At 36.9% G+C, this 12699-nt stretch carries 10 protein-coding genes and 2 pseudogenes; 9 read left to right on the plus strand and 3 right to left on the minus strand.

Going from position 1 to position 12699, the window contains the following annotated elements; all coding sequences use genetic code 11:
* The first annotated feature begins 371 nt into the window (after window positions 1–371).
* The 6 genes from BMY57_RS12270 (at window position 372) to BMY57_RS12295 (ending at window position 7034) form a co-directional block, all read left to right on the plus strand.
* Window positions 372–1880: a solute symporter family protein gene (locus tag BMY57_RS12270; RefSeq protein ID WP_091774737.1), complete on the plus strand. Its 1509-nt coding sequence runs from the start codon at window positions 372–374 to the stop codon at window positions 1878–1880.
* Window positions 1873–3636, plus strand: coding sequence for a LytS/YhcK type 5TM receptor domain-containing protein (locus tag BMY57_RS12275; protein ID WP_091774739.1), 1764 nt, complete (start codon window positions 1873–1875; stop codon window positions 3634–3636). Before BMY57_RS12270 ends, BMY57_RS12275 begins: the two co-directional genes overlap by 8 nt.
* Window positions 3637–3641: 5 nt before the next feature.
* Window positions 3642–4379, plus strand: a complete 738-nt coding sequence (locus BMY57_RS12280; protein ID WP_091774741.1) for a LytR/AlgR family response regulator transcription factor — start codon at window positions 3642–3644, stop codon at window positions 4377–4379.
* A gap of 184 nt (window positions 4380–4563) precedes the next feature.
* Window positions 4564–4851, plus strand: a complete 288-nt coding sequence (locus BMY57_RS12285; protein ID WP_091774743.1) for a DUF4212 domain-containing protein — start codon at window positions 4564–4566, stop codon at window positions 4849–4851.
* A 3-nt stretch (window positions 4852–4854) separates the two neighbouring features.
* Window positions 4855–6537 (plus strand): sodium:solute symporter family protein, encoded by a 1683-nt coding sequence (locus BMY57_RS12290; protein ID WP_091774745.1) that lies wholly within the window; start codon window positions 4855–4857, stop codon window positions 6535–6537.
* A 35-nt stretch (window positions 6538–6572) separates the two neighbouring features.
* The gene (locus tag BMY57_RS12295) at window positions 6573–7034 is read left to right on the plus strand and encodes a hypothetical protein (protein WP_091774747.1); all 462 of its coding nucleotides are present in this window, start codon (window positions 6573–6575) and stop codon (window positions 7032–7034) included.
* A gap of 90 nt (window positions 7035–7124) precedes the next feature.
* On the opposite strand, the gene BMY57_RS12300 is transcribed toward BMY57_RS12295, so the two are convergent.
* The 3 genes from BMY57_RS12300 to BMY57_RS16490 form a co-directional block, all read right to left on the minus strand.
* Window positions 7125–7454, minus strand: a complete 330-nt coding sequence (locus tag BMY57_RS12300; protein ID WP_091774748.1) for a hypothetical protein — start codon at window positions 7452–7454, stop codon at window positions 7125–7127.
* 415 nt (window positions 7455–7869) lie between these two features.
* Window positions 7870–8106 carry a heavy-metal-associated domain-containing protein gene (locus BMY57_RS12305; protein ID WP_091774750.1) on the minus strand — a complete coding sequence of 79 codons (237 nt, stop codon included), beginning with the start codon at window positions 8104–8106 and terminating at the stop codon, window positions 7870–7872.
* A gap of 86 nt (window positions 8107–8192) precedes the next feature.
* Window positions 8193–8990, minus strand: coding sequence for a cytochrome c oxidase assembly protein (locus BMY57_RS16490; protein ID WP_091774752.1), 798 nt, complete (start codon window positions 8988–8990; stop codon window positions 8193–8195).
* Window positions 8991–9231: 241 nt separating this feature from the next.
* Between BMY57_RS16490 and BMY57_RS12315 the strand changes: the two are divergent.
* From BMY57_RS12315 to BMY57_RS12325, 3 genes and pseudogenes are all read left to right on the plus strand, one after another.
* Window positions 9232–10132: pseudogene (locus tag BMY57_RS12315) on the plus strand (pseudouridine-5'-phosphate glycosidase).
* Window positions 10129–11004: a carbohydrate kinase family protein gene (locus BMY57_RS12320; RefSeq protein ID WP_091774754.1), complete on the plus strand. Its 876-nt coding sequence runs from the start codon at window positions 10129–10131 to the stop codon at window positions 11002–11004. Before BMY57_RS12315 ends, BMY57_RS12320 begins: the two are co-directional and overlap by 4 nt.
* A 66-nt stretch (window positions 11005–11070) precedes the next feature.
* Window positions 11071–12285 (plus strand): annotated as a pseudogene (locus BMY57_RS12325) (NupC/NupG family nucleoside CNT transporter).
* Window positions 12286–12699 lie beyond the last annotated feature (414 nt).

Consider the following 12699-nt stretch of genomic DNA (forward strand, 5'->3'; position numbering starts at 1 on the left):
CCTTCTCCAGTCGATATCATATAGGAAGTTAAATTTTTGCAATATTGACTCAATTACAAATACTACTTTATAATGACGTTACGTTATAGGTTTGTGAGGAGGGGGTTCCAATTCAAAAACTAATCAAACAAAAAGTCATGGTTTTATTAACGATCTCTATTCTATTAATTAGTTTTTATATATTTTTTCCTATTTTATTAGTTAGTGTTTTATCAGAAAATCATAGTTTATATTTACCATTAGCTTGGGTTTATGTGTTTTTAATATTTGTTTTAACGTGGGGGATTGGTTTGTTTTATGCCTATTACATGAGATCAATCGATCGGAAGGTAACCATGAGCAAACAAGCCAAAGATTAGGAGCGTCATTGTATGAATGTTACATATCTAGTATTCTTCGTTATTATACTGATTGGTACGTTAGTTATTACACATTGGGCGGCAGAGCGTAGTCGGACAACCCATCAATTTTATGTCGTGTCAGGTAGCCTGAGTGGTTTTCAAAATGGGTTGGCGATTGCTGGGGATTACATAAGTGCGGCATCGTTTTTAGGTATTACGGGATTAATCGCTTTTTACGGGTATGATGGCTTTTTATACGCAACAGGATTTCTCATATCTTATGTCATTTTGTTGTTGTGGGTCGCTGAACCTGTGCAACGATTAGGGACTTATTCGATAGCAGATGTCGTAACCGAACGATTTCCTAGGCGGGGAATTCGTTTAATGGTGGCGATCAGCGGTATTCTAATATCCGTTTTATACATGATTCCACAACTCGTAGCATCAGGGCTTCTCATTCGTTTGTTGTTAGGAGTAGACTATACGGCTTCGGTGTGGGTCATTGGTATATTAATGACGTTATACGTCGTGTTTGGTGGGATGGTCGCTACATCATGGGTCCAAATAATCAAAACGGTCTTATTAATGGGTGGAACATTACTCGTAGTTCTTATTTTAATCTCTTGGGTCAATTGGGATTGGTCAAAGTTAATGGTTGAAGCAAAAAATCAAAGTCCACACGGTGAAGCTTTCTTTTACCCAGGTCATTTATTTGAACATTCGATCGAAAAAATTTCCCTCACTTTATCCTTAATTTTAGGTACTTCAGGTTTACCACATATACTGCTTCGGTTTTTAACGGTAAAAAATGCAAAAGAAGCTCGCGTCTCCGCAATGTCAGCGACTTGGGTAATCGGGTTGTTTTATTTAATGGCACTCGTATTAGGAGTAGGAACGATAGCGATTGTTGGTTGGGATCGATTAGTAGGTGCTGATCCGAGTGGGAACTTGGCAGCGTTACTATTAGCGGAAGTCGTGGGCGGTGACTTTTTAGTTGCGTTTGTCATGGCGGTTGCATTTGCTACTATTATTGCTGTTGTGACGGGATTGGTGTTTGCTGCGACTTCGGCCTTTGCGTATGATATTTATCATCATATTTGGAAACGCCAACAAGCGAGTGAAAAACAACAGTTAACGGTTGCTCGAAGTGTGGCGGTCGTTATTGGGTTGATTTCGATTATTCTTTCGATTGGTATGGAAGGTGTCAACGTAGCATTTTTAGTATCGATGACCTTTGCGATTGCGGCGTCAAGTATTTTTCCTTTGTTGATGCTTACGTTTTATTGGAAACGTTTCAATCATGTTGGAGCCTACTCGACCCTTTTGACAGGTTTTCTTATGTCATTATTGTTTATCAGCATGGGTTCTGAAGGGTTGGGACTCATCTCTTTAAGTAATCCTGCTATTCTATCCATTCCTTCGGGTTTTTTAGGTGGAATTATCGGTACGTGGTTATCCAAACATAAACAATGTACCGAAGACAAAACGTACATGCTTCGTGTACATTTTGGAGAACGGGAGGTTCCGCCACATGATTGAGGTTACAGTGATTCTATTTGAACGAATCGGGATTCTTCTATTAGTAGCATTTATGTTAACACAAATTCCGGGTTTCCGTTCATTGTTGGATCGGGATATGGCATGGGATACGATCCTTTATCACGCTCTTGTATTTGGTGTGATGGGGATATTAGGAGCGCACACAGGCGTCATTATGGATCGTGGAACCTTAATGGTTGAATCATGGCTGTTAAATGTAGGAGACAACCAAGTACTGATTGGTTTTGGTATAGTTGTTGTTATGATCGCTGGCTTACTTGGCGGCCCCTATGTTGGACTTGGATCAGGGTTGATAGTGGGAGTTTATATGGCATTTATCGGCGGTGGAGCATGGTTTGCGAATAGTCTTATGAACCCGCTTGCTGGGCTAATCACGGGGTGGACTGGTCAGTTTTTCTCTGATGAGCGTGTAATTGCTCCTAATAAAGCGTTATTTATTGGGATGTTCCCACCAGTCTTGTACATGGGTTTGATTTTGATATTTATCCCAGATCAGCAAACGGGAGTTGAAATTGTTAATCAAATCGGAATCCCATTAGTGATCACGAATGCAATCGCCTTAGCTATAATTACGATGATGATTCGCTCGGCTTTAAATGAGAGTGAACGTGAAGCGGCATTAGAAACGAACCGGGCGTTATCTATTGCAGAAAAAGCTTTGCCTATTTTAAAAGATGCATCCTTAGATAAGAATGCGAAGGCTATGGCAGAACTATTATATGATGAACTGGATGTAGCGGCGATTGCGATTGCTGACAAAAGGAAGGTTCTCAGTTTTGTCGGAGAAGGTGAGGATCACCATCAAGTTGGGGAATCTATTAAAATGCGCTTATCACAAATTGCATTAGATACAGGAGAGTTACAAGTCGCGTATGACAAAAGTGAACTTCAATGTCTTCATGAATCCTGTCCGTTACAAACAGCTATTATGGTTCCAGTTTATCGGTCGCGAGAAGTGATAGGCTTGATTAATATATATTTTCGACACTCACAACAAATACGTGCTGTTGAAGTGGAGCTTGCTAGAGGGTTAGGAACGATTATTTCAAATCAAATTAGCGGGTTTGAAGCTGAAAGGATGAAAGAATTATTAAAAGAAGCGGAAATACGTAATTTACAAGCGCAAATCAATCCGCATTTCTTATTTAACACGTTTAATTTAATACATTCACTAATGCGTGTCGACCATGAACAAGCCCGACGTATGTTAGTGCGTTTTAGTCAATATATGCGTGCCAACCTTAACATAGCGAGTAAATCGCTCATCCCTTTAAAAGATGAAATTGAACATGTTAACGCTTATTTGGATATTGTGACGGCTCGTTTTCCAGATCAATTGGAGGTAAGAAAAGAAATTGATCAAAATGTGTTGGATGTATTGATTCCTTCTGCTACCTTACAACCTCTCGTTGAAAATAGTATTCAACACGGGTTGAAAGAAGTTCAGGCAAAGGGAATTGTTGAAATAAAGGTTGGTCGAACAGGCCATGCCATTTCAATTGAAGTTAGAGATAATGGAGTCGGTTTTCCAGAAGAACTGCTTCCGGTGATAGGGCAACAACCTTTTACCGATCGTCATGGGAATGGGACGGCTTTATACAATGTCAACGAACGTTTAAAAGGTATTTTTGATGAGGGGAGCGAGATGAAGTGTCGTAACCTTGATGGTGGGGGAAGTTCCGTTTCTATTACCATCCCTATTCAATGCGAAAATATGGAGTATGAAAGGAGTTGAATTTAATGAGTATTAACGTATTAATTGCAGAAGATGAACGGCTAGCTCGAGAGGAATTGATTTACCTTTTAGAGCAAGAACATGATGTTGTCTTGTGCCAAAGTGCCGAAAATGGAGAGCAACTCTTATCTTATTATAAAGAACATTTACCTGATGTAATGTTTTTGGATATTCGTATGCCCGGGATTAATGGTGTAGAAGTTGCTGAAATAATTCGCGAAGAAACCCCTTCTAAACAACCGTTGATAGTGTTTACAACAGCGTATGATCATTACGCTGTACAAGCTTTTAAACTTCATGCCATCGATTACCTTTTGAAACCTTTCGATCAAGAACGTTTTGATATGACGATGCAGAGAGTGAGGGGTGCCTTGCAGGACCGGCTTTCAAAATCGAAACACCGAATCGATAAATTAATCATCTCTACTGATGAAAAAATGGTCGTCTTGAATCCTGATGATATCGGTTATGTTGAAAAAATTGATCGTATCCTCAAAATCCATACTCTAACGAATGAAGTGATTAAAACGAAGATGACATTAAAAGAATTAGAGGAGAAGTTAAGTGCCTATCCTTTTTATCGTCCTCATCGTAGTTATTTAGTTAATTTAAATGCGATTGAAGAAATTACACCTTGGTTTAATGGAGCTTATAATATTGTGATTAGAGATTCGCTTAAGTCTCAAATTCCGGTTAGTCGTACAGCAGCAAAAGATTTTTTTGAAGTTCTCCAAAACATTTAAAACCACTTATTCTACATTTTAGACTTCGCTTACTACAATTTAGGATTATTTTAAATTGAATTCAAGATATTTTTAATATACTGGATGCAAGAGTTAGAGTATTCAGTATATTTTATTTTTTGAAAATGTAAGCGTTTTCTGTTGTGGATGCTTTAACAAATAATTTTGTGAAAGGGTGAGGTAGTTGGAAGAGAAGAAAACGTTAGACGAGAGACAAAAATGGTATTGGCGAAAGAACATTCGCTTCATATTAGGTTTGTTAGTTGTGTGGGCAGTTGTTGCTTACGGCGGTGCTATACTATTTGCCGAACCTCTGTCGAATATACAATTTTTTGGAGTATCCTTTTCTTTCTGGATTGCTCAACAAGGGTCTATATTGGTTTTTTTCATTTTGATTTTAACTTATGCGATTCGGATGGATCGTTTGGATAAGGAATACGCTCAGTTATTAAAAGAAGATAAGGAGGGATAGACATTGAGTGTTGAAGCGATTACGATTACTTTAGTTGTTATTACGTTTATCATATACACGGCGATTGGTTGGTGGTCTCGGGTTCGTGATACGTCAAGCTTCTATGTTGCAGGTCAAAACATTCCAGCTGTTGCCAACGGTGCTGCGATTGCGGCAGACTGGATGTCCGCAGCTTCATTTATTTCAATGGCGGGTCTAGTTGCATTCTTAGGTTATGATGGAACGATATACTTAATGGGATGGACAGGTGGTTACGTATTATTAGCATTGTTGCTAGCCCCTTACTTAAGGAAGTTTGGTAAATTTACCGTCCCAGACTTTATTGGAGATCGATTTTATTCAAGTAGTGCACGTACTGTAGCGGCAATTGCAACCATTTTCATATCCTTAACTTATATTTCTGGGCAAATGCGTGGTGTTGGAATTGTTTTTAGTCGTTATTTACAAGTAGATATTGTTATTGGTGTTTTAATCGGTATGGCAATCGTTGGATTCTTCGCCTTACTCGGTGGTATGAAAGGTGTTACTTGGACACAAGCAATTCAATACTTTGTTATCATCATTGCCTTTTTAATTCCAGCATTTGCGATTTCAGCTCAATTAACGGGGAATCCGATTCCTCAGTTGAGCTTTATTGGAAGCGATATTGTAGAGCGACTTAGCCAAATACAAATTGATCTTGGTATGACTGAATATATGGAGCCGTTCACCAATTTATCGATGTTGAACGTCTTTATGATGACTTTGGCTCTGATGGCGGGTACAGCAGGTTTGCCACACGTGATAGTCCGTTTCTACACAGTTAAGAGTGTACGTGCCGCAAGATGGTCGGCAGTATGGGCAATCATTTTCATTGGTTTACTTTACTTAACGGCACCAGCAGTTGGAGCATTTGCGAAATATAATTTAATTGATACGATTGCGGATCAGCCATTAGAAGAAGTTCAAAACATTGATTGGGTGAATAAGTGGGAAACGACAGGCTTATTAGAGTTTAATGATGAAAATGGGGATGGCGTTATTAATTATACGTCAGGTGATGACAACGAAGTGATGATTGATGGGGATATCATTGTTCTATCCACACCTGAGGTTGCCAATCTTGCTCCATTTATTATTGCCCTTGTAGCAGCAGGGGGGCTTGCTGCAGCGTTATCGACCGCATCAGGTTTATTGATTACGATGACGAGTGCTGTATCACATGATATTTATTATCGTATTTTCAATAAAAATGCCTCTGAAGCTCAAAGGTTACGTGTTGGTCGAATTACTTTATTTGTTGCCTTATTAGTTGCGGCTTATGTCGGAATTAACCCACCTGGATTTGCGGGTGAAGTGGTTGCGCTCGCCTTTGGATTAGGGGCGGCAAGTTTATTCCCGGTCATCTTGCTCGGTATATTTGATAAGCGCATGAATAAAGAAGGTGCGATCGCAGGTATTTTAACTGGTTTAATTTTTACTCTATTCATGATTGGTACTATCTTATCTGAATCTATTTTTGGAACGGATGGACCATTGATTGAAAGCTTCTTTGGTATTAATGCTCAAGGCGTTGGTGTGGTTGGAATGTTATTAAACTTTATCGTGAGCTTTATTGTTTCTCGTATGACTGCAGAACCACCGAAAGAAATTCAAGAACTTATTGAAAACGTTCGAGCACCTGAAATTGATGAAGATATCAAGTAAACGATAGGTTTTAGGAAAAGGAAAGGGGTAGCGTTATGAACTGGACACTCATTTTTGGTTGTTTGTCACTACTAATCTATTTACTAAGTCCATGGATGAATTTAAAAACTGTACAAAGGGCTATAGGAATTACGTTGTTTTTAGAAGTTTTCTATTTGTTAGGCCATTATATTATGGATTGGCCATTTCCAACGCCATTAGTTTTAATGCAACTATTGGTCGTTTCAAGTCTCGGAGTCGCTTTAGGTGTATGTTTTTCAAAGATTTGGCCATTACCATTAAATAAAGGGTTTGAACGGATTTTTCGAACATTCTTAGTCGTGATCCCATCTCTTGGCCTTGGTATGGGGCTTCAAATTCTCTTACAAGGAGCTTATGCGACACAAGCCATCTATCTAATCTTTGCGCTTGCCGCATGGATTGGATCTGGGCAATTTGTACGCACGGAAAATGGGAAGCAACCTGTTCAGAAGAAAGTGATGAATAGTGTGTCTTAATTAAATACGCTAACCCGATTTGAGTACTGCCCTAGAGTTGGCTCTTGCTGACTTTAGGGCAGTTTTTGTGTAATTTTACTAGAATAATAGCTACTCAATTTCATTTATTTTCGTAATGACAATTTCATCATGACTGTCATAAATATATTCTATTTGATACATCATGTTATGGCTATCCTCATCATATATTTCTATAACATTAGTGAAATTGAAATTATTATCACGGATATAAGTACTTAATTCAGAGATTTCGTTATTACTAATATCCTCATGGTACTTAATTTTATGTTCTCCTATTAAAAGATCTTCAAGTAGTTGACCTGATGTTTTAGTTTTTGCACTTTCTAACATAAATAAGGTTGCGAAGACAATTATGCCAATGGTTAGAATTGTTATTACAATTATATTTTTGGCTTTCATTGAACATCCATCTCCTTTAAAACGAAATGTGGTCATTTCTTCATATTATGACTTAAAAATTTCCAAACTGTAAATACCAGTATTCACTTAATATTATTTTAGAAGAATTTAAAACAGGCTAGTGCCTGTTTTTGTTTTAAAGGATTCTTAAAAGAACGGAAATATTGAAAGCTCTCTTGTTTCAGTAAATGCACCTTAATTATTTTACTGCACAATAATCGACATTTGTACGTATTATTTACAAGGAAGAATTATAAAAGGAGAGATAGTAGGTGAAGAGTAAGAATTCATCTTTGGCATTCCAAAATTCATGTACATACTAAAGGGACTTAGAATTTTCTAAGTCCCTATTTTGGGTTAGGATTGGAAGTGCTTAAAGCATGGTTTTAGCAATGTTATGTAATTACAAATTTTCTTATTCAACTAAGTTTTTATTATGAGATTCAGTTGCATCAAACCCCATTTGCCCTATTCGGTTAATAATTTGTTGAACTCCCGTAAGATTATTATCGAAGATTACGGAGCCACTTTCAGTATCGTAATCAACTTTTACTTGTTTGATACCTTCCATTTTTAACACTGACCTCTCCACTTTTGCAGGACAATTGGGACAATGCATGCCCTTTATATCTAATAAAACGACTTCTTTCATTTATCTACACCACCTTTTTGAAAATATTCGTTTCAATTAATCATACTTGGGATCAATGAATATTATGAAAAATATTTGGGTTAAAATTACTCCTTCTCAACTTTATCATGATATCTTAAAAGGAAAGTTAGCATGATTCCTAATTTGTGAACTCCTAACATTAAGGTCCCAGCTATCATTTGGTCATATTTTGTATTAAAAATTGAAGGAAGCAAATGAGACATAAATTGAGGTGAAACACATAGGTGTGCAATTGAATGATTTAAAAAAGGGTTTTGTGTTTCATCGATCAGGGCATATAGAATAAACATCAAACAGGCTGGGCTGATCAAGATAGCACTCAATAAGGCGTAACTTTTTTTCTCTTGTTTAGTGTAAAAAGTTGAGATGATGGGCCACCACATTCTAAGTGAGAATATGAGTAATAGGGTCATGTATATGTTTTGTACAGTGGAGTTTTGAGATAAGAAATATGAAGTGATTGGTAAATGGTAGACAAGGAACAATCCAGCAAAAATAACTAAAGAAGCCTTTGGTGCTAAAGGAAAGTTGTTGATTTTAATAATTTTAGACGTGTAAGATATGAGACTAAAACCTCCTAATAATAATAACGGAGGAATGATGAAATATTGAACACTCATTTGTAACATATGGGTACTAAAAGAAAGGTGGCTAAGTGTAGCTAAAGGACTTCCGGTCGACAGGTATAATAAACTTAGACCTATTAAAAATAGAATCGGTTGTTTAGGGTTGATCGTTATAGATTTAATTTTTGTTATAAAAAAGAGATACAATCCGAATAGGATTAAAAAGCAAATTAATAATGGTATATTCCACACATTTTCTTCAATAAGTAACATGACCTCAAATAACAATGCTCTCATTCCCTTATGTAAACTCCAAGACGATATTATAAAACTATGATAGAAATTCCGATGTAGAACCGTTATTTCTTTAAATATTCCTGAACGTAGGAAGGTTGAACCTAGCTTAATTAAAAGACAATCACTTTAATCCATTGATTCTCTCACCATGACGACCACTTCAAAACACTTTGCAATCTATTAATCTAGTACATTTACAAATTTCACAATGTTATGAAAATAATTAATTGGAGGAATTAAAATGAGTTATTTAAAAATCAGTGAAGAAGTTCAAAACGCGCTAGATTCAGGTAAGCCTATTGTTGCTCTTGAATCTACCATTATCTCACACGGGTTTCCGTACCCTAATAATGTGAAATTAGCGAATGAAGTAGAAGAAACGATCCGAAGCTTAGGTGTCGTTCCTGCTACGATTGCCATTTTAGATGGACAAATTCATGTTGGTTTAAGTAAGGATGAAATAGAATTATTAGGAAAAGCTCCAGACGCATATAAGACGAGCATTCATGATATACCGAGAGTTTTGTCTAGTAAAAAAAATAGGTGCCACTACAGTAGCCGCAACCATGTATGCAGCTCAATTAGCTGGCATAAGATTTTTTGCTACTGGAGGACTTGGTGGAGTGCACCATGGTGTGAACGAATCATTTGATATTTCTGCTGATTTGCCAACGTTGGCAAAAACTAAAGTGTGTATCGTAAGTGCTGGTGTTAAATCAATTTTAGATATTCCAAAAACAGTGGAGTACTTAGAAACATTAGGAGTTCCTATTTATGGTTACGAGACAGATCGGTACCCAAGTTTTTATACACGTGATGCGGGGCTGCCAGTTGAAAAAATTGATAAAACATCTTTAGTTCAACTTTTAAGAACACAAGATGAATTAGATTTAAATCATGCGGTATCTGTTGTCGTCCCAATTCCTGAAGAAGATGAACTGGACCCTGACTTAATAGAGGGAACGATTAACGATGCTTTAAAAGAAGCCAATGAAAATGGAATCACAGGGAAAAAAGTGACTCCTTTCTTATTAGCAAAAATTAGTGAGCAAACAAAGGGCGATAGTGTAAAAGCTAATATCTCATTAATGTTAAATAATGCAAAAACTGCAGCTTTAATTGCAAAGGAATATCATCAATGATAACGGTAATTGGTGATTTAGCCGTTGATATATTGGTGAATAAAGGGAGAACTAACTATGCAACAGATACAGACGGACAAATTAACTTTCGCCCTGGGGGACAAGCAAATAACGTAGCATCATTCATAGGACGTGAAAATGTTGCATGCCAATTGATTGGAAAGGTCGGAGATGACCCATTTGGAACTTATCTCATAGAAGAAAGCCGAAAACAAGGTGTCACTCCGATCGTCAAAAAAGAAAAGCAAGAAAAAACAGGTTCAATCGTTATTATGATCGATAATCATAATGGAGAGAGAACCATGATTACGGATAGAGGAGCTAATTTAAAGCTAACTGCAAAAGATATTCAAGATGTTGAAAATAGTGACATTTTATACTTATCCGGATATAGCTTATTTACTGAACATACGAAAGATGCTGCACAAAAAGCAAAAGACCAAGCCTTAAAATTAAACATACCTATAGCATTAGACCCGAGTTCAACATATTTTTTAAAAGATTATAAAGAAGAGTTTTTAGACTTTTTAAATGGTATTACATTTTTCTTTCCGAATTATGAAGAAGGTGTCCTCCTAACTGGGGAAAAGGAACCTCGAAAAATATTAGACCAACTTAAGCGTTATGTATCAGTACCTATTCTAACTTTAGGCCATGAGGGATGTTTATTGGATTATGAGAACGTTTATAAGCATTTGGCTGCTCCTAAAGTTGAAGCCATTGATACGACGGCTGCGGGTGATTCATTTGTTGGAGGTTTCTTAGCTACTTATAGGAAGACTCAAAATATACTTGAAGCTACCGAGCGTGCTATAGAGATATCCTCTAAGACAGTAACATACCATGGTGCTTTACCAAGCGTTACAAAATAAAAATGAAAGCGTTTTATATAGATAGAGTCTGATAGAACCCTGAAATAAAAAGGAGCTATTAATTCTATGAATATATTATGGGGAGTTATAGGTATTTTAGTTATTCTAGGTATTGCTTTGTTATTTTCAGTGAATCGACGTGCGATTAAATTAAGAACCGTTTTAATTGCGTTAGCTATTCAAATATTTTTTGCATTTACGGTTTTAAAATGGGAAACTGGAAGATAAATCCTAGATAATGCTACAGGAGTTGTAGGAAAAGTTATTGAATCTTCTAATGAAGGAATCGATTTTGTCTTTGGAGGCGTTTTAGAAGGTGAAGGTGTTGGATTCGTTTTCGCCTTTCAAGTCTTAACCGTCATTATCTTTTTTGCCTCGTTAATTGCGGTTTTATATCACTTAGGGATCATGCAAGTTTTAATCAAATGGTTAGGTGGAATACTCTCTCGGTTACTTAAAACGAGTAAAGCAGAGTCTATGTCCGCTGCTGCCAATATATTTGTTGGACAAACTGAAGCCCCTTTAGTCGTAAAACCTTATATTGGACGTATGACGAATTCCGAGTTGTTTGCCATCATGACTGGAGGTATGGCAACGGTCTCTGGTGCGAATCTAGCTGGATATTACGCACTAGGAATTCCACTAGAATATTTACTAGCAGCTAGTTTTATGGCAGCTCCAGCTGGTCTGTTGATGGCTAAAATAATTGTTCCAGAAACAGAAGTAAGTGAAACTACTGATAGTATTAATCTTGAGAATAATAGAGACTCTCAAAATGTCATTGATGCTGCTGCAAAAGGTGCTTCTGACGGTTTAAAACTAGCTTTAAACGTTGGAGGCATGTTAATCGTGTTTATTTCATTAATCGCGTTAATTAATTTAATTTTAGGAGGCGTTGGGGGAATATTTGGATTTGGTGAATTAACCCTTGAGTATATTTTTGGTATTATCTTTGCCCCAATCGCTTTTGTTATGGGAATTCCATGGGAAGATGCTTTACAAGCTGGATCTTTTATTGGACAAAAAGTTATTGTAAATGAGATGGTTTCGTATACTTCATTTGCTCCGGAAATGGTTAACTTAACGGATAAATCTAACATGATCATTAGCTTCGCTCTATGTGGATTTGCTAATATTGGATCTACCGCAATACTGTTAGGGACCCTTGGAGGGATTGCTCCTAATAAACGTTCAACAGTAGCTAAGTATGCGCTACGTGCTGTTTTAGCTGGAACATTGGCGAACTTATTAAGTGCTGCCATTGCCGGCATGTTCTTTTAATCATAACAACAATATCTAGAAAAAAACTCCATGATGAATATTCAAAAGATTAAAGAATACAGATCCTCACAATTAAAAAGAATCGAGTCGCACTTAACTGCTACGGGGAGTGTCAATAATTTTGTGTAAATGACACTAAGCCCTTTTGTAAGAATTAAGCTAGTTATTTATTATAAACGACCTTGCAGGTCGGACTGTGACTTTCTTCTTCAGTTACTAACCCCATAGCTGGTTCTCACCAAGGGTCAAGCGTATTTGGCTTGATGCTTGGTGAGAACCAGCTAAACTTCCAAAACTGAAGAAGATTAAGTTTCGATAGCTTCAAACATTTTAAGTAGTTCTGGTTTAGCTTTTTCAAACCCTCTATGACATCGCATACTATGTTTTTCAATATAATGATGGAATTGCGTGACT

Source organism: Piscibacillus halophilus (assembly GCF_900110685.1).
Classification (GTDB): domain Bacteria; phylum Bacillota; class Bacilli; order Bacillales; family Alkalibacillaceae; genus Piscibacillus; species Piscibacillus halophilus.

Coding starts and splice junctions, on each gene's coding strand:
- BMY57_RS12270 (WP_091774737.1), top strand. CDS start 372: ATGAATGTTACATATCTAGTATTCTTCGTTATTATACTGATTGGTACG.
- BMY57_RS12275 (WP_091774739.1), top strand. CDS start 1,873: ATGATTGAGGTTACAGTGATTCTATTTGAACGAATCGGGATTCTTCTA.
- BMY57_RS12280 (WP_091774741.1), top strand. CDS start 3,642: ATGAGTATTAACGTATTAATTGCAGAAGATGAACGGCTAGCTCGAGAG.
- BMY57_RS12295 (WP_091774747.1), top strand. CDS start 6,573: ATGAACTGGACACTCATTTTTGGTTGTTTGTCACTACTAATCTATTTA.
- BMY57_RS12300 (WP_091774748.1), bottom strand. CDS start 7,454: ATGAAAGCCAAAAATATAATTGTAATAACAATTCTAACCATTGGCATA.
- BMY57_RS12305 (WP_091774750.1), bottom strand. CDS start 8,106: ATGAAAGAAGTCGTTTTATTAGATATAAAGGGCATGCATTGTCCCAAT.
- BMY57_RS16490 (WP_091774752.1), bottom strand. CDS start 8,990: ATGAGAGCATTGTTATTTGAGGTCATGTTACTTATTGAAGAAAATGTG.
- BMY57_RS12320 (WP_091774754.1), top strand. CDS start 10,129: ATGATAACGGTAATTGGTGATTTAGCCGTTGATATATTGGTGAATAAA.